Source organism: Shewanella chilikensis (genome assembly GCF_037953065.1).
GTDB classification, from domain to species: Bacteria; Pseudomonadota; Gammaproteobacteria; order Enterobacterales; family Shewanellaceae; genus Shewanella; species Shewanella chilikensis.
This window is the reverse complement of record NZ_CP149966.1, coordinates 2,670,415-2,688,217: the sequence shown is the minus strand read 5'-3', so window position 1 is coordinate 2,688,217 and position 17,803 is coordinate 2,670,415. Positions and strand designations below refer to the sequence as shown.

Annotated in this window: 18 protein-coding genes; 15 read left to right on the top strand and 3 right to left on the bottom strand. The window is 51.6% G+C overall.

Annotation, left to right across the window (positions count from 1 at the left end):
* Positions 1-16 precede the first annotated feature (16 nt).
* Entirely contained in the window at positions 17-526 is a 510-nt protein-coding gene (locus tag WKR14_RS12295; RefSeq protein WP_165565220.1) for a diguanylate cyclase domain-containing protein, read from the bottom strand.
* Between the two features lie 79 nt (positions 527-605).
* On the opposite strand from WKR14_RS12295, the gene WKR14_RS12290 reads away from it, so the two are divergent.
* The 15 genes from WKR14_RS12290 to WKR14_RS12220 all read left to right on the top strand — a co-directional run bounded on the left by WKR14_RS12290 (position 606) and on the right by WKR14_RS12220 (position 11,449).
* The gene (locus WKR14_RS12290; protein ID WP_339086319.1) at positions 606-2,441 is read left to right on the top strand and encodes a DUF885 domain-containing protein; all 1,836 of its coding nucleotides are present in this window, start codon (positions 606-608) and stop codon (positions 2,439-2,441) included.
* Between the two features lie 195 nt (positions 2,442-2,636).
* Positions 2,637-2,915, top strand: a complete 279-nt coding sequence (locus tag WKR14_RS12285; protein WP_100145813.1) for a peptidylprolyl isomerase — start codon at positions 2,637-2,639, stop codon at positions 2,913-2,915.
* A gap of 19 nt (positions 2,916-2,934) precedes the next feature.
* Positions 2,935-3,468, top strand: a complete 534-nt coding sequence (locus WKR14_RS12280) for a GNAT family N-acetyltransferase (protein ID WP_224867314.1) — start codon at positions 2,935-2,937, stop codon at positions 3,466-3,468.
* Between the two features lie 87 nt (positions 3,469-3,555).
* Positions 3,556-3,777, top strand: a complete 222-nt coding sequence (locus WKR14_RS12275; protein ID WP_037475159.1) for an RNA-binding S4 domain-containing protein — start codon at positions 3,556-3,558, stop codon at positions 3,775-3,777.
* A 16-nt stretch (positions 3,778-3,793) separates the two neighbouring features.
* On the top strand, positions 3,794-4,195 hold the full coding sequence (locus WKR14_RS12270; RefSeq protein ID WP_287590349.1) for a ribonuclease E inhibitor RraB: 402 nt from the start codon (positions 3,794-3,796) through the stop codon (positions 4,193-4,195).
* Between the two features lie 100 nt (positions 4,196-4,295).
* A complete protein-coding gene (locus tag WKR14_RS12265) occupies positions 4,296-6,257 on the top strand; it encodes an NERD domain-containing protein kinase family protein (RefSeq protein WP_101055909.1) in 1,962 nt (653 codons plus the stop codon).
* Between the two features lie 326 nt (positions 6,258-6,583).
* Positions 6,584-6,865, top strand: coding sequence for a DUF6150 family protein (locus WKR14_RS12260; protein WP_101055910.1), 282 nt, complete (start codon positions 6,584-6,586; stop codon positions 6,863-6,865).
* A 147-nt stretch (positions 6,866-7,012) separates the two neighbouring features.
* A complete protein-coding gene (locus tag WKR14_RS12255) occupies positions 7,013-7,261 on the top strand; it encodes a hypothetical protein (protein ID WP_339086314.1) in 249 nt (82 codons plus the stop codon).
* Between the two features lie 110 nt (positions 7,262-7,371).
* Entirely contained in the window at positions 7,372-8,040 is a 669-nt protein-coding gene (locus tag WKR14_RS12250; protein ID WP_165565214.1) for a Type 1 glutamine amidotransferase-like domain-containing protein, read from the top strand.
* A gap of 129 nt (positions 8,041-8,169) precedes the next feature.
* A complete protein-coding gene (locus tag WKR14_RS12245; protein ID WP_339086310.1) occupies positions 8,170-8,463 on the top strand; it encodes a hypothetical protein in 294 nt (97 codons plus the stop codon).
* Between the two features lie 44 nt (positions 8,464-8,507).
* Complete coding sequence (locus WKR14_RS12240) at positions 8,508-8,813, top strand: hypothetical protein (RefSeq protein ID WP_226565356.1); 306 nt, start codon at positions 8,508-8,510, stop codon at positions 8,811-8,813.
* Between the two features lie 396 nt (positions 8,814-9,209).
* Positions 9,210-9,791: a GAD-like domain-containing protein gene (locus tag WKR14_RS12235; RefSeq protein WP_165565212.1), complete on the top strand. Its 582-nt coding sequence runs from the start codon at positions 9,210-9,212 to the stop codon at positions 9,789-9,791.
* 277 nt (positions 9,792-10,068) lie between these two features.
* Positions 10,069-10,494, top strand: coding sequence for a DUF6559 family protein (locus WKR14_RS12230; RefSeq protein WP_101055916.1), 426 nt, complete (start codon positions 10,069-10,071; stop codon positions 10,492-10,494).
* Between the two features lie 107 nt (positions 10,495-10,601).
* Complete coding sequence (locus tag WKR14_RS12225; protein ID WP_101055917.1) at positions 10,602-10,943, top strand: hypothetical protein; 342 nt, start codon at positions 10,602-10,604, stop codon at positions 10,941-10,943.
* Between the two features lie 98 nt (positions 10,944-11,041).
* Positions 11,042-11,449, top strand: coding sequence for a PaaI family thioesterase (locus tag WKR14_RS12220; RefSeq protein WP_226565354.1), 408 nt, complete (start codon positions 11,042-11,044; stop codon positions 11,447-11,449).
* 254 nt (positions 11,450-11,703) lie between these two features.
* Here WKR14_RS12220 and WKR14_RS12215 read toward each other — a convergent pair whose 3' ends face one another.
* Together WKR14_RS12215 and WKR14_RS12210 are read right to left on the bottom strand one after the other, a co-directional pair.
* Positions 11,704-13,758 carry a TonB-dependent receptor gene (locus WKR14_RS12215; protein ID WP_339086305.1) on the bottom strand — a complete coding sequence of 685 codons (2,055 nt, stop codon included), beginning with the start codon at positions 13,756-13,758 and terminating at the stop codon, positions 11,704-11,706.
* A gap of 443 nt (positions 13,759-14,201) precedes the next feature.
* On the bottom strand, positions 14,202-17,801 hold the full coding sequence (locus WKR14_RS12210; protein ID WP_339086303.1) for a DEAD/DEAH box helicase: 3,600 nt from the start codon (positions 17,799-17,801) through the stop codon (positions 14,202-14,204).
* Positions 17,802-17,803: the final 2 nt, after the last annotated feature.

The following is a 17,803-nucleotide window of genomic DNA, read 5'->3' as shown; positions in this document are numbered from 1 at the left end:
AACCTTTTGCAATGATTCAGTGGATCTCTCTGACACTGGAAAGTGTGTTGTCTTGCTGTTCCAACTGATGGGTCAGGGTTTCAACATCAATAAACAGGGTTTCGGGTTTCAGTTCTCTGCTGGGTTGGCAAATACAGGCCGCCAGGCGGTAGTCCAGCTGCAGGTGATGAAATTTGTTATATTCTTCGCTGAACTTGTTGATTTTCTCATTAATCCGTTCAATTACCTTCTTGGCTCCCATCTTATCGACGTTGAATAGACCGAGGGCGAACAGCTGGTGGTTCATGCGTCCCAATAGATCAGTATTGCGCAGCAAGGCTTCCTGCACCTGTTTGGCAAAGAATTCCAGCAAGTGAGGTTGGTTAACTGTTTCATGTATGTGAGGGCAAAGATACAATAGCGCCAGACTCTGGTGATCTCGCAGATGGCGAAACCATTCACGGTGAAAGACTTCCATAAAATAGGTTCGGTTATAGACCCCGGTTTCCGGATCCCTGAAACCTGAGTTACTGAAGGAATAAATCATGGGTTGGCTCCGAGCTAGTGACTGCTACAAGTATAGTTAACCAATCCATCTACTGAGTTGTGACAGGAGAATAACGACAATGAAAAAAGGGTTTTTGCTGTGCTCTATTATTTTGGCGTTGAGCGCTTGCTCCAAAGAGGAGAGCAGTTTGGTGACTCAACCACAGCTGGAGCAACAGCCCGCTGCGGCAATGGTACAAACGGCAGAGCAGGCTTATCTTGCCATGGTGGATCAATTTTTTAAGGACTACCTCAAGCTTGAGCCCATCTACGCCACCTTTGTCGGGGTCAATGACTATAACAATACTTTCGGTGGCGACCTCTCTGAGGCTTACCTCAAACAGCGCCATGAACTCAACAGCCGCTACGCCGCCCAGGCCAAGACCATAGATAAACAAGCCTTGCCAGAACAGTTGCAACTCAGTTACGACATGTTTGTCTATGACAGGGACATGGCTTTGGTGGATGAAACCTTCCCCAGCCGTTTTATGCCGATAAGCCAGTTCTACAGTACAGTGATTACCATGGTGCAGCTTGGCAGCGGTGAGAGTGCTCAGCCTTTCAATACCCCGCAGGATTACGCCAACTGGCAGCAGAGGGTGAAAGGTTTTATCAATTGGACCGAACTGGCGAAACAGCGTATGGATGAGGGCATTGCCAGCAAGGTTGTGCTGCCACGGGTATTGGTCGAGCGGCTTATACCTCAGTTGCAGGCACAGTTGGTGGATAAGCCTCAAGACAGTATCTTCTACGCCCCTGTGACCAAGATGCCCGAGAGCTTCAATGCCGCCGAGCGCGCCTTGATTGAGCAGGAATATCAACAGATGATCAGCCAAGAATTACTGCCGGCTATCGCTTCTCTCAAGCAATATTTTGAACAAACCTATCTGCCGGCCTCGCGGGCCACTGACGGTTGGTGGGCGCTGCCTAACGGTAAAGTCTGGTATCAACATCTGGCCAATGCCCATACCACAACCACTATGGCGGTGGACGATATTCATCAAATCGGCCTCAAGGAAGTGGCACGGATCCTCGATGAAATGGACAAGGTGCGCCAGCAAGTGGGTTTTGAAGGTGATCTCAAGGCCTTCTTTGCTTCACTGTCATCCGAGCCCACGTACTTCTTCAGTGACAAGCAGGGCTTAATTGACGGCTATATGGTGCTCAAGGACAAGATCAATGCCGTACTGCCCGATTACTTCAATGTGATGCCCAAGGCCGATTATGTAGTGAAGCCGGTTGAAAGCTTCCGTGAAAAATCAGCCGCCGGAGCCTCCTATGAAGCACCGGCCGTCGATGGCAGTCGTCCAGGGGTGTTTTACATCAACACCTATAACCTGAAAGCTCAGCCCAAGTGGGGCATGACCACTTTGTCATTGCATGAAGCGGCGCCGGGTCACCACTTCCAAATAGCCATCAAGCAAGAGCTGCAGGGCGTGCCTGAGTTCCAGCGTTTCAGCGGTTACACCGCCTTTGAAGAGGGCTGGGCCCTCTATGCCGAATATCTTGGAATAGAGATGGGGCTGTTTGAAGACCCGTACCAGTATTTCGGCAAGCTCTCGGATGAAATGCTGCGAGCGATGCGTCTGGTGGTGGATACAGGCCTGCATGCCAAGGGCTGGAGCCGCGAACAGGCGATTCAGTATATGAAAGACAACTCTCCGCTGGCAGAAAGCGACATTATCGCCGAGGTGGAGCGCTATATGGCAATTCCTGGTCAGGCACTGTCTTATAAAGTTGGTCAGTTGAAGATCCTGGAGCTCAGAGCCCGGGCCGAGAAAGCCCTGGGGAACGACTTCGATCTCAAGGCCTTCCACGATCAAATTATCACCACTGGCTCCTTACCCATGGCGGTGATGGAAGCCAAGATAGATCTCTGGATAGAAAAACAGTTGAAGCAGAAAGCATCAGCCTGAGACCAAACTTAAGTTGGGTCTTTGATAAACAAACTCAAAACGCCGTCCTCTGACGGCGTTTTTATATTTAATTCAAGGCCTGCCATTATTGCTGTGTCAGTTAACTTCTGACACAGAATGATATTATACTGGCCGAGTTTGTTTGGTGAACCACCGAAAAAAGGCCACTTGGCCAAGATTACTGAGGAGCAAATTATGGTGCAGGCAACAGCAAGACATCTACTGGTAAAGACCGAAGAGGAATGCGCCAGCTTGAAACAACAGATTATCGATGGCGCCGATTTTGCCGAGCTGGCCCGTAAACATTCCGCTTGTCCTTCTGGAGCTCAAGGCGGCGAGCTGGGCTCATTCGGTCCGGGTATGATGGTGCGTGAGTTTGATGAAGTGGTGTTCAGCGCGCCGCTCAATGAAGTACAGGGGCCGGTGAAAACCGCTTTTGGTTTTCACCTGCTTGAAGTCACCAGTCGCGGTTAAGCTGTAAGAGTTTAAGCAAGTGATAGAAATCTACACCGATAGACTCAGGCTCAGGACTCTGACGGCGCAAGATTGGCCGGCGTTTCTGGCACTGCATTGCGATCCTGAAGTGGGCCGCTTTGTCAGAGATCCCGAACCCGTTCCACTGCTCAAAGCCAAGTTTGAGCAGCGAAGCCAGCCTTGGCGTTACGAGTCCGGGGATTGGCTGACGCTGGTGATTGAAGAACTGGGTAGCGACTGCTTTGTCGGCTTGACCGGCTTTTACTGTGTCGATCCTGAGCTGGCGCAGGCCGAGGTAGGTTACCTGTTGCATCCGGATATGCAGGGGAAGGGCTATGCCACAGAGTCGCTACGCGGGGTCATAGATTGGGGCTGTTTGAGCTTCAATATCCATAAATTCATCGGTCACTGCGCCAATGACAATCTGGCTTCGGCCAAGGTCATGGAAAAGTGCGGCTTCGAGCTTGAGGGAATATTGCGGCACAACTTCCGTATCGGCGATCTTTGGGTGGATGACAGGGCCTATGGCCTGCTCAGCGATGAGCGTCGTTGACTTCTCTCCCCCAAGCGGATGCTTGCTGCTATAATCCGCCCCAAATCGAGTCAATTCCAGTAAGGCAAGGTCACAGTGACACAGAAAATGAGCGAATTCACCCTCAATAGCGGCGATGAGTATATTGAGCTTTATAAGGTGCTGAAGGCAGAAGGCATGACCAGTGCCGGCGCCGAGGCCAAGCATGTGATTGCCGAAGGGCTGGTGCTGGTCAATAACGAGGTTGAAACCCGCAAGCGCAAGAAACTGCTGCCGGGCGATCTGGTCAGTTTCAACGGCGAAACGGTTAAAATAGTGGCGGCGCAATAAGCGCAAGGGGAACAAAATGCAATTTCCAGATGATGACAACGGCAAGATGCTGCAGGCAATGCAGGAGTCGGGTATCGACTTGAGCAAGCCTTTGGATGTGGACTTTTTCCTGGTGTTTGATGATCAGCGCGACGCTGAATCGGCATTGGAAGACCTGAGTCAATCCGAGCAGGCAGGCGAAGTTGAGCTGCAGTTCAACGAAGAGATTGAAAAGTGGGAGCTGATTGTCTGCATCAATATGGTGCCCGAGTATCAGGCATTGGTGGCGCGCGAAACCGAGTTGAACAGCTTTGCCGCAGAGTTTGACGGCATGACAGATGGCTGGGGCGTGATGCAGCATCAGGACGGCGATGACGAGTTTGCCGATGATGACCACGAGTGTGATGACCACGAGTGTGATGAGCACTGCCACCACTGAAGATAAGTGAATTTTTCCTGAGCCACCCAAATTTGGGTGGCTTTTTATTCTCTAGCTTTTTATTCTGCCCCCACTGATTGCCAATCTCAGGGAGAGTGATATGGCCAAACACATCAGTTTTGGAACCCCGGTCAACGACGCCGAGCGCTGGGCCTTTGAACTGCTGGGTGATGAGTTACCCAAAGATTATCTGCTGCTGACCAATATTGAGATCCCGACTCAGTCCGGGCAAGCGATGGAGGTGGATGCTCTGGTGGTCGGCGAGTGGGGCGTGTATGTCATCGATGTCAAAGGCTATATCGGCCGGCTTAATGCCGGTCTGCACGCCTGGTCGCTGGATGGCCGCGAGGTGGACAACAGCCTGTCCAAGGCCAATTATGTTGCCAGAGTGCTGGCCGGTAAGCTGAAGAACAAGATCCCGGTCGGTGTCTATGCTCCCTGGTGCCAAGGCATGGTATTTGTAACAGGTCACAAGGGCGAAGCCATAGAGCTGGAGAAGCAGGACTGTGCCCTGAGCATTTATACCCCAAGGCAGATCATCGCTGCGCTTACCAAAGAGTGGGGCCTGACGGCTCCCCATAAGCACCAGATCAATCAGCGTCAGAAAGAGGCGGTGTTGGACACTCTGGGGCAGGTGGCCCTGGTGGAACAACGCAACAATAAAATACAGGATTTTATCAAGCTCAAATGCCTGTTCCTGCAAAGTGGCCTCGAAGTCTGGCAGGCCGAGTATAATCCCGGCGGCTGGACCGCGCCCTGGCTGCTGAAAATTCTGATCCCTACCCATTTCGAGCAGCTTTCTGAAGCAAGACAGCATGAAGAGCGGCTGCGGGGTGAGTTTCAGCGGTTACAGAAACTGTCCGGTTGCAGCGGCGTGCCTTACTCTGCGCCCCTTATTCAGGATGGCGAGCAGTTGGTGTTGCCTATTCGCATGCCAAGAGGTGTGCCTATTCATCTGCTGGAAATCGAGCGGCTCAGCATTTATCAACTGCTGGAAATATTGCGCCGTGGGGCCACCAGTCTGTCGCAAATTCATCGGCGTAATATCTGTGTCGGCGGCTGGGATGAGCACTGCCTGTTTATCGGTGATGATGGCGAAGTCGAATTTATCGATATCCGTGATGACATCAGTATCGATGAGGATCTTAGGCGCTATGCCGAGCGATTTTTACCTCTGGCGCTGGCCACTCATCAGCCACGTATCTACCTCTGGTTCCAGCGGGTTGCGGCAGGGCGGGGCGCGGATCTTGATGAGCTTAGAGCCGATCTCAGCGCGCTGATTGAAACCGGAGTCTGTGACAGCCTGGATAGCGATACAGAGATAGCCGAGGGCAGCATTATCGACCATCACTTCCGGCTTGAAGAAGTCATCTATCAGGCCGCTCACAGTGAACTCTGGCGCGCCACTCACCTTCAGGGACAGTTCGATGTCGGGCTGTCTGTTTATCGCTTTTTGCAGCAGGACTGGCCCGGTCTGAATCATCAATACCGCAGCCTGAGCCGCATCTATCACCCTAATGTTGAGCGGGTATTGGCCTTTGGCGAACTTGGCGGCAGCGACCGGGTCTTCATTGCCAGGGCCTGGGAGCGGGGAGTTGCTTTGGATTGCGCCGAGATCCAATCGCCGCAACAGGTGATAGGCTGGTTTCGGCAGTTGCTGACGGCGCTGCAGTATCTCCATAGATTGGATATCTTCCATAGTGCCATCTGCCCGAAGAATATTATCTGTAATGGCGACAGCGCCGTGCTTTTGAACTTTGGCTTGGGTCAGGATATAGCGGCCAGACACTATGCTGCTCAATATGCCGACCCGGATCTCTGGGCCCTTGAAGGGGATGCCGAACGGGATCTCTATGGTTTGGTGGCCAGTTTTATTGATGTGTTGACCCCTATAGAGCTCAAGGGCGATGCCGGCCCTGCGGGTATGCTCAGGGCCCTCGATGCTTTTGATCCCCGTTGGTTGGGAGAGTCTTTGTTTGCCATGTGTTACAAGGTGCTGCGCTTTGAGGTCAACCTGACAGACAATGATGACTATATGCCGCTATTTGGTTTTAACTCATAAGCAGCACAACTACGAGTGACAACTGAATATGAATGCATCATGCACAATTTAACTCGATTTTGGGTAAATGATTATTTTGGACATGGATGATAAGAAACAAGAAATGTGACGCCTGTGCAATCAAGGTGATTAAGTTATCCAACGAAACTGCAGGTCATAGTGTTGAGCTCCTAATCCAGTCTCTGGCTTTGAGTCTGAGAGGAAGGATGTTTATACCTGTCGTCAATGTAATACCGAAAAATATTGTAATTGGATCTTGAGTTTGCTGATCACTTCGGAAATTAACATCCACATTAGAAACAGCCAAACTACAACTGGGAGGTTTTATGGCACTTATTTATGAGGTTCAGGTTCGGGGAGCGGCCAAGGTGTTGGTACATGAAGTCAGCTCCCGCGCGGCCGCCGATCTATTGGTTTATCGAGTCGACAGCCGCGGCGCTACGCACAATCAGGATAGCCTCTGGTGTCAGGTGGCGAGCCGCTCAACGGCCACATCACTCATTCATTGGGTCAGCCATCGCAGCGCAGCTGATCTGCTGGTGTATTTTGTCAGCAGCCGCGGAGCCAGCGGTTGGCAAACCCAGCACCCGCTCAAAGGCCGTTTGTAACCGAGCTGCGTCTAAATCCAGGTAAAAAGGACGTCGGGAAGGTGAAAGAATGGATATTGGAAAACAGCGTTGGCTGCGTTGCTAAGTCGGGGCATAGCGTTGGATTACTGCTTTGATGATGACAGTTAATTCGGCGAATATGCTTGCTTGGCGGCGTTGATCTTCGGTCACAACCCAAAAAGGTTTAACCAGCTGTATGCCGATGGTGTCGAGCAGGCGCTTGTCGACAGTTTCGATTGGTCGTTCTTGCTTACCGAGCATGAACTGACTCTTGAGCATATTGAAGCCCTTAAGCTGTTGTCCCTCAGCGCTACGTTACCCATAGATGAGATTGGCGAATGCCTGTTAGAAAGAGAAGATGAAGCACTGCTGGCTGCTTTTGACTCCCTGCGCTGATGTCTTGGGCTGAAGAACTTTATCAATCACGGCGCGAATGGCTGTTGAGGCTGTGAGCGGGAAACTCTGGGTGTTGTAAGAAACTGCCGACTTTCAAGGAGCGAAAAAATATGAATCTACTGCTGCTCAGTAATCACCAAAGCGCAATCGGCCATAAGGCGCTAGCGTTTGTTATTGAGGCTTTGGGGCTTAAAGGACAAGTCGGTGGTTACATAGGTTCAGAGCCTGACCCCGAGGAAGATTTCTACCGGCCAACACAGGCGTTTTATCAAGGCCTTGGCATAGGTCTCAATACCTACCTGGATTTTGAACAGGGCTTTAATGACACTGCGATGCAGACGTTGCTGGATAAGCCTTTAGTGCATCTCTCTGGCGGGGATACTTACCGTTTTTTACATGGATTGTATAGCCGCAATCAACAGCAGAAACTCAAGAGTTATGCTGCATCCGGACATCTCTTGGTTGGTGTCAGTGCCGGTGCCATGCTGCTGACCGCCAACATAGAAACCGCGGCGCTTTGTGGTGACAGCAATACAGTGGGCCTTGAAAACCTGAAGGCGCTGGGCTTGGCCGACCTTTTATTTGTGCCCCATGTGGTTCATTCGCAGAGCCGAGATCAATCCCATGGCCTCAGCCAAAAACAGCGTGCAAAGCAATTGGCTAAGCGGCATGGTTTGCCCGTTTATCTCTGCTCGGATGAAGACGCGCTGGCCATTATTGATGGCTATCTTCACTGTTTTGGCGCGCCGGAGATCATCCTGCCAGAGGCTATCGCCTGAGCCCTGCAGTGCAGCAGTGCCCGTTCATCGGGATGACAAATCCCATTTATTGGGGTAGTTTGAACATTATTGATGGCTTATGCCAACAAGGCCTTAAGGAAGCAAGGCATCACCCAAGAGGAAGCAAGGATGGCAGTAGAACTGATCAAATCGTCAATGACTACAGTGCAGAATGGAGTGGCCAAAGCCGATGGCAAAATCTCCTTGACCGGCAATGAACTCAAGTTTGTGCCTTTCAATCAGCAACTGGGGCTGGGGCCCTATACACTCAAGCGTGATGATATCTGCGCGGTAGAAAAGTGTCTGGCTACTGGCGGCGGTATTTTCCCCATATCGGCAGATGCGCTGCGGGTCATTCTCAATGATGGCAAGCGTTATGAGTTTATTCTGGCAGATACCTCAGAGTGGCTTACGCTGCTGTAATTTTGTGCCTCTTTCGGTAAAAGCGGCATAGTCGGGAGCTGGGTATGAAAGTACTGACGATGGCTCAAGGGCAATGGTACCTGTTGGAGCATGAAGGGCAGCTATATCTGGACGTGCTTTGCCGACATAGCAACCGCTTTATGATCCAGCTCAATGAGCGGGAAGTTGCAGAGTATCGCCGCTCCGGCAATCTATTTCTCGAGCAACTGGCCCGGAATATTCAATATGTAGTACCTATCCCCAAGGGGGCTCGCTCCAGTTTCCAGGGGCGGGATCAGCACCGTCAACTGGGGGAATTGGTTACCACTGCCGAATGTGAATGGCTGGCGGCCAAAGAGGCTGAACAGTGACCCACTGAGAAACTGCCTCAAAAAAGAATTTTATAAGGAAAACCGTGCAAGCAGTATTTAAGCAAACCGAGGGCGATTACCTCGAGGCCGTTATTGAAGTAGCGGGCAGTAGCTTGCTGTGATGAACGAATTCGGCAGTGACAGCCTGACTTATGGTGGTGGGCTTTGTTATCGGAAGATATTTCCGGAAAAATACTGATACTGTCGCAGCGATTTTTGGGGCTCAGCGAATAGCTGGTGTGTCTCTCGGGATTGCAATCATGCTATCAAAGGCCGCATAATCGAATACGGCCTTGCCCAGGCTTCATGCCGATACCTAAAGGCTTTCAAAACAAGGTCACGGAAAACCCAAGGTTTTGTGACAGTTATTCTGATAGGAAAAGGAATTTTACCTCAATGCTTCTGCAATCTTTTATAGAGCATCTGCCACCCGGCGCAGATATCAAATCAGTATCGGCGCCAACTCTTGCCAAATATCGGGACCATTTGCCCGAGTGCTTATTGGAACTGTGGCAACAACATGGCTTTGGCCACTATGGTGATGGTTTAATCCAACTTATTGATCCGGATGAATACCTGGACAATCTCTGGGGCTGGCTGATGTTGGATGAAGACATGAGTCGCATCCCGTTCGCTATCAGCTGTTTTGGCGACATTTTTTATTATCGGCTCCTTAGCGATGAAGGGGATGAAGATATCGCCTTTATCGATCCCCACACTTCGCAGACAGATGTGCTCACCTGGAGCATGGAAGACTTCTTCAATGACTGGTGTTGTGACGATGAAGTGCAAACCAGCTTCTTCAGGAAGAAGGAACTTCAACAAGTCAGCGATCAGCAAGGCAAGCTGCAGCCGAACCAGATCTACTTTTACACCCCGGCACTGCGTCTCGGGGGAGAGCCTGCCGCTGATAAGACTCAAAGAGGCGATGCCAGAGTGCAACTGGACTTCTTGCTGCAGTTGGCACTGGAAGCCTAACCGCGAGAGCAGGATGAGAAATTGAACCGGGTAGCGGTCATAGTTTACTGCCGGGTCTGTTTGTATACGCTCGGCAAGCTGGTTTTGTCGGCGCACTGGGCCATGTTTATCGATTCCCCCTCCATGCTTGGCGTTGTTACGCTCGCGCTGGGTTGTTGCATAATCATCAACTGATTTGCCGCACCATATCTGTTCTGTGGTGCCGAGCAGCAAGTGGGACAAAACGCCGGATAGATAAATCGATATAGTGGAAAAGTGAGCCAAGCAGAGAGTTCTTATGTTTGCCCATTTGTTTCGAAAACGAAAAATAAGGCAATATGCCCGTAAGCTATCCAGGGATTTGCTAAAGCATTATGGCAAGAAGAGATATTATTCCAGAAATCAGCTGGAAAGGGCCTTAATCAGACAAAAGCTCGGGCGTCCTCCTAAAGCCTATGATAGCAATGGCAGGATTTCGACCAACGAATATTATGCCTATGCCATGTACTGCTCACCGGCCGAGTTTTCCCGTATTTCGATGCAACCATCCATAACTCAAGGTCCCAGTGAGCCGGACTATGGTCAACTGAGAAGGGAAGCTGCGGAGGTTATCTTTGGTCGGCCACAGGATTTTTCTGTCGCTTGCCTGCATGATGCCTGTACAGGCCATAGTGCAGCGGAAACCGCCGCTGCGGATCCGGGGTATGATTCTGGCGGTGATTAAGCTAGTTGGCCTTTGCTTCAGTGATAACTTCTCTTGGTTGACGGTTCGTTCGGCGAATGCCGTAAACCGGGTCAAAGAATGAGAAGCTTATACGCAGGGAGAGGGCAATGCCGGAACTATTGATCCAGCTTGTGCTGGGTTTTGCGCTGCTGACGGGCGTTTTGGGCTGGTTTGCCTTGATGTTTGCCTCGCTTCCCGGCGCCGAGCTGCATCGCAGTTTGTCTATGCGTCTGGTGCGAGGGTTGTTTTACAGCTATCCCCTTTGGGTGTTGGTGCCGGTATATCAGCTTAAATACACCTTGGTGGCAAGCTCTGTGGATTTGCTTTGGGGGATAGTCCCAATGCTGCCTTTGCTGTTGGTTTGGTTGATATTTACCCTTCAGGGGCGGGAGCTTAAACGGCGGCAACAATTAAAAGCGGTATCAAAGCCCACGACCAAACAGGAGTAGAAGGGCAAATATGGCTAAACCAGAGGCTGTTAATGCCCAAGTGATACCCATAGCCCATCGATACCCGCAAGAGTGGCCTAACAATCAAGGAGGTTTAGATGGTGACTATCGCCGAGCTGCAAGCTTTTATCGAACGCGAGCTGCCACAGAGCGGTATTGTGATTGAACATCTGGGAGATAAGTCGGCCAGAGTGCGTAAGCCGATAACTCAGGCGCACTTGCGCCCCGGTGGTACTGTCTCTGGGCCGACCATGATGGAGTTGGCCGATATTGCCATCTATATCGCCTTGTTGGCGGAAATAGGCATAGTGCCTCTGGCGGTAACCACTAACCTGAATATCAACTTCCTGCGTAAACCCAGCGCCGAGTGTGACATAGTTGCCGATTGTAGGCTGCTGAAACTGGGTAAATCCCTGGCGATTGCCGAAGTGTCTGTGTTTTCAGATGGACACAGCGAAGTTGTGGCTCATGCCGTGGGCACTTATTCCATTCCGCCGACGAACTAGCCGCTAACTCCATTCAAAAATTGTTGCAGCCCTTGTGACTCTATCCTTCCTCGGGCTTTGGTCCTGTTCAATGCCGAACTCGATAACTGTGATGTATTGTTTTTTGGGCCTTCGGCATCCAGGGAGTATCTGCAACCTGACCAAGTATTTTCTGGATAGGTGCTTGCCTACTTCATCTAGTTTGCGACTCAGTCATGAAACGGCTTCAATAAAATTAAAAAGGCTCCTTTTGGAGCCTTTTGGCTTATCTAAGGCTAAAACTGGTAGGTGACAGAGACCCCAAAGTTACGGGGATCGACTATCGCCGCATAGCCATCCGGGTAGTTACGGGCTGCCGGAGAGCGACTCAACACGGCTTTCTCATCAAAGGCGTTGTTGACGAAGGCGTTGAAGATCCAGTTATCTGTCTCATAATTGAGCGACATACGTGCCAGCACATAGTCACCGGCAACTCGTTCCTCTGTGTTCTCAAAGTCACCATAGTACTCACCGACATAGTTGGCGGAGACACTGAAGGTAAGCTGATCTGTCAGCCAATACTGGGCACCGAGATTGGCGGTCATTGAGGGGGCCGAATCCAGTTCATTGCCCTTGGCAGAGGCATAACCTTCTCCAGGTTCCTTGATTTCCGAACTCAACAGCCCAAGGCCGCCGTGCAGGCGCAGATCCCGGGTCAGCATGGCTGAGGCTTCAAACTCGGCACCATAGGTAATCACCTTGTCCATGTTGATAACCCGTCTGGCAGAACCTGTGGCCTGATATCCATCGTAGTCGTTGTAGAACAGGTTGGCGCTCAGGTTGATATTACCGCCATCCAGGCTGGTTCTCAGCCCAAGTTCATAAGCGTTAACGTACTCTTCATCGTAGAAGTAGAACTCATTCTCCGGAAAGCCTATCGCCGCACCGGCGGCGTTGTAGCCACGGCGACCGCTTAAGGAGACTGTGGTCTCGGCATTGATATCGTATTGCAGCACCAGCTTGGGCAACTTGATGGTCTTGCTGTTGTCCAGGGTATCTTCTATGGGCGTTTGCGGCTGCTTCATCCAGAAGTTACGCAGCTGCGATTCCCGTTCGACCCGGCCTCCGGCGGTGATCCTGAAGTCGTCGGTGACGTTATAGGTAAATTCGCCGAAAACCGCTTTGGAGTCACTATTGTCGTCGCCGCGATAAACTGAACCACCGATACTGTTGAAGTCTTGATCGCGCTTGAAATAGTAGAGGCCGATAAAGCCGCTGTAGAGTTCGCTGTTAAGGCCAAAATGCAGCTTGGTTTCAGCCGTGGTGTTGGACTCCTCCATACTCACCACTTGCTCGGTAGCAGGATCCTTGTCATAAGTATCCATCACCCAGTTGTAGTTCATTCTGGCCAGCAAGAAGTCGACCGAGAAATTGTCACTGATCCTGTAGTCCAGCTTAATGCTGCCGGTATCTGATTCAGTGTCCATGTTTCTGGGGTTGATGGGCTGATACTTCCAGGGATCGTCACCACTGAAGTATTGCCGTCCCGTGTTGCCGCGCTCATGGTTTTTGGCATAACTGAGCATGGCCTTGAGGCCGTCAATGGCTGCGGGCTCCCACAGGAGTTTGGCTCTTATTCTGTCTGTGTTGAGCTTATTCAGATCAAAGCCAGGCGGATTAGCTTCATGGATAACCGGGTTGGCGTAAGTTTCGCCATCGGTATGCTGCGCCGACAGGCGAAAGGCCAGCTCATCTTCAATCAAAGGGCCGGAGATAGCGGCGGCCGAGTCTATATATTGGCTCTCGCTGCGATAACCCACACGAGCGGCACCCTGCCAGTCAAAAGTCGGATCCTTGGTCTTGATAAACATGGCGCCGCCTATGCTGTTGCGGCCATTGCTGGTGGACTGGGGACCACGAAATACTTCAATCTGCTCTATGTCCCACATGCCGGTATCGCCGGTCAAATCCGCCATAAAAGGTTCTGCCACTCCATCGGTTATGGTAGATACCCGGGTCTTGGCGCCGCCGGAAACCCCACTAAAGCCGGTGGCGGCGCCGTTACCGGAAACCCCGCGGATGTTGGGCATCTGTCCGGACAGCACTACCAGGTTGGGGATTTCAGAGATGGCGTCGTGCACCGACAGGTATTGCAGTGTCTTAAGCTGCTCTTCCGTGATGACAGATACAGATGAACTCACGTCTTTCAATGATTTCTCTGTCTTTTCCCCCAAAACGACAATTTTTTCGATTGATTGATTTCCGCGCTCGACAGCATCGTCGGCAAAGGCCGGTGATGCCAGCATAGCGAGCAGCAGGGCGTTGAGCTTAAACGTGTAGCTACTAGGCATGAGTATCTGTCCTGATTAACAAATGAAGTGATTGAGAAAATAAGCGTTAAGTGGGGGCAAATTTATAGATATGAAATTACGATCGCAAGTGATAATTATTATCATTTAATAAAGTGTGATCGAATGCAGGGATACTTTTATCTAACCGGGACAAAATGGATACACGAAATGAGTGGCCGCAGACGTTGGAATAGATGGGGCAAGTATCTGAGCGCTCACAAGGTGAGTTGCCAGGGTTAAGTTTGCTCTTTGAGGGAAGATATGAACAAAAGGCTTGCCGCCGCTTTGATAATCCGGCCTTTACAATTAACCGGGCGCAGTTGAGGTTTACGGCTACTTGAAGGCCACACTCCGGATAAGTGAGCATGGCTTACCTGAGGGGGGTATAGTCGTTTGGCGCCCGAACTCCATTTCGGGCCAGGCCCAAGGAGAACAGACAGCTATTAAACCGTCTGCTCGGTCTTGGGCGCGCGTTTGTGCCGTTTATGCCTTGATTGTTTATCATTGGGAGGCCGATTCTTTGACGGTTTTCCCATTGGTCTATTGGGTGAATGTGTCGCTTTTTTGCCTGTAGCTTGTCTTGGGCTTTTGCCGTCGGCATCCGGTTTTCTTCGTAATCGGCAATGTTTGGGAATTCTGGCTATCACTTCGGCAAACAGGTTTCTGTGTTTCCCGGCGGCGCCAGGGCGACTCAGAAACTCGAGATCGCCGAAGAAGAGCAGGCTTTGCTTGGCGCGGGAGCAGGCCACATTGAGTCGTTTCCAGTCGAGAATAAAGCGCAGGTTGCCCCGGGTTCGCACTGTGGAATAACAGACTATCTCATCTTCGCTGCCTTGAAAGCTGTCCACTGTATTAATGCGGATATTGAACTGACCCAGGCGATATTCCCCACTTGCCGCGGGCGATGATAACTCGCTCATCAGGGCACGGATCAGTCGTTTTTGGGCGCCATAAGGGGTGATGACGGCTATGCCCAGAGGCGTGGCAGGCTGATGAGTCACCCGGCTCTCAGTGGTGTTTTCCGGGAGATTATTTTTGTCTGCCAGATTCTTGATAAAGGTGACTATCGCCTCGGCTTCTTCGCGATTGTACTTACTGGTGCCTTCTTGTTGCTGTTGACCGGCGACATCTTTCCAAATCAAGGTGTGCGGCAGGACGAAGTCTTGTTCATTCAGTTGTCGGCCGTTGAACAGTTGTCGCTCACCGTCCGGGCTGTAAAAGAGCTCGGCGACCAGATCGCCTATCTTTTCCGGCATTCTGAACTGTTCAGCCAAAAAGCTTTTGCTTGTGGGCGGCAGTTGTTCATATAGGCCTTCAAAGAAACTGGTTTCCAGGAAACATTCGTTCAAAAAGGGTAATTCGTCATTGGCTTCATCTGTTTGCAGTAGCGGCGCAACGCTGGGAGGCAGTTGGAAATGATCGCCAATCAGTATCACCTTGCGGGCTCTGAGCAGAGGGATCATGAGTTCGGGTACCGTGGAGCGACCGGCTTCATCAATGATCACGAGGTCGAACCTGAGCTGATCTATGCTTTGACGTCTGGAGGCCAGTCCAACGCAAGTCGCGCCAACCAGATTATGATCTGCCAGTAACATCCAGTTGAGCTCTTTATCAAGCCTTTGTTGTTCCTGCTCTGTGCCCAAAACGCCGTAAAGCCAACGGTGAGCCAGCTCAGGCAAAGGTTCGGCTTCGGTTGTACAGGCCAGGGCACTGCGGCGACTTCGCTGTTCAAAGTCATTCAGTTTTTGTTTAATGGTGTAGTCGCTGAGTTTGCCACTGACCTTGTCATCGGCCCCAATTCTCAATAGCCGTACATCTTGCTGCTCCAGCAAGGCTTGGTGTAAATCAATAAAGCGTGCCAGGGCGTTGTCTACCGCCGCATGTTGCTGCGATACCAATAATACCCGGGTCTCTGGACTATGGTGGAAAATCTGGTGCAGCATCTCCACTATGCAAGTGGTCTTGGCGGTACCGGGTGGCCCCTGGATCAGAGCAAGATACTGCTCACTGAGTGCTGTGCGGATAACCTGCTTCTGGCGTTCGGTCAGTTGGGTATTTTGCCAGCAAAGATCTTCGCGCAATCTGTGTTGCCAGAATGGATCCTGTTGCGGTGTATAGCTGCCCGGTGCCAGAAGTATCTGCTTTAGCCTGGGCTCGACCAAGGCATCGTTACGAAATGCATCCAAAGCCGCTTGTTGTCGCTGAAGCGCGTCGTCAAACAGCTTGAGACTGAGCCGCAGGCATGTTTTTGTTGCACCGACCTGAGTGGATTGCAGCTCTTGGGCCCATTTTTGCGGTAGCCTCAGCTGCATACTATCGGAATCGATAGTCACTTCGAGGCGGTTTTGTTGCCGGGCGGGAAGGGGATTGAGCCAGACAAATTCGCCTGCGGCGGTTTCGCCCCAGTATTCGAGGGTGCAACGAGGCGAGAAACCACTGCTTTGCTGCGCTTTGAACCCGGCTTTGAAATCCGCCAGCAGCTGGTGCTGACTGTCATCGACGATAAAGTGCAGCAGTAAGTCCTGCTCTTGCTCCTGCAGCTTGTCGGCTTGTCCCACCAAGGTGATATCCAACTGCGCCTGCTGATAATCGAGTACGCTTTGCCACTGACCCAGCATCTTCAGTTGCGCCATCCGCGTCTGGCTGTCGGCTTCACTGCTGCTCAAGTGGTTGATAAAGGCGACAAGGGCACTGATACCATCCGGATTGGCCAGCACACTGGACTCAAGAGCACTGTCTGCCGGGATCAACATAAAGGGCAGCTCATACCCCTGACCTCTGTCTTCAAAGTCTTCGACATCGCTGACCCGCAAACAGGCTTGCTTGGTATCAATTTGGCAGTTCAGCGCCAGAGTGTGGCGGGCCAGTCGTAAGTCACCACTGTCCTGTTCCATATCGGAATGGAGCAAGCGCCAGGGCGTTGGATCATCCGCCCGCAGCGCCATGAGCTCCTGCTCAGAAAATAGCTCTGAAGGCAGGTAAAGATAGAGTGAGCCTTCATCTGTGCCGCCGAGTTCGGCCGTGTCCAGCATATTGAGTTGAATTCTTCCCCGGGATTGCTGCTGGCCGGGACTTGCATCCAGCGTCAGGTTGTAAAGCTCTGGCCAGGCTTGTATCTGTTGGCCCGGTAGCAGTTCCAACATGGGGTTGGGGGTCATCTGCCTTGGCAGAAAGGCGGATATGGCCTTGCCTTGAGTATGGGCCAGATAACCTTTGGCTACCCGGCGTTCAATTTCGAATGCCATTGGCCTGGCAGACATTATCGCCTCTACCCAGGCGACACCTCTGGCGACACAGGCATAGAATAACCGGGTGCCATTTTTGCCGCTGCGTTGGCGAGTTATTTGCAGCGGAATGGCTTGTGGATCGTCATAGCTGAAAAACAGCTTGCGCTGCAGGTCGTTGCTCCAGCCCTGCAAGCCCAGGTTATTGCCAAGATGCAGCCTGCTGTTGAAGGGCAGGTCTTTATCCAGTTCATCTTGCTCTACCAGCACCACTTTCCCGACATAGAGCCATTCTGCGGGTAAGGTCGGGCTCGGTGGCGTAAGCTCATCCAGGTGTTTTTTGAGTTCAGATACCGAAGGCTCGGTGTCGAGCGTATCCCGCACGGCTTTGATTTGTGCCAGATACCAGTCGAGATAGTCTTTGTAGGCAACCAGGCGGCAGCGGGCATCTTCTACCTGACAATAACTTTGCTGCAGCGCCCGGCGCCGATAGGGGCTGAGCCCCTCATCATTGAGCTCTGTGGCTATTTGCTCGGGTAGCAGTTGGAGTTCGGCGTCTATCAGGCTGACTTTATTCAGCAGCTCATAATATTGAGCTTCCATTTTGGAGCAGAGTTGCTGCAACGATTGACTCAACTGTAGAGCTTGCTGCCTGTCGTGCTCTGCCGCCATACTGCTATAACGCCGATTGAGAGCGTCTATGTCTCCGCGCAACTCGTCGTGGCGCTGATGTTCTTTAGCTGTGGCTCTATCGAACAACCAAGCGGTCGCAGTTGCTGTGACAGTAACCCCTATGCCTATGATGATGGCTGGCAGCACTC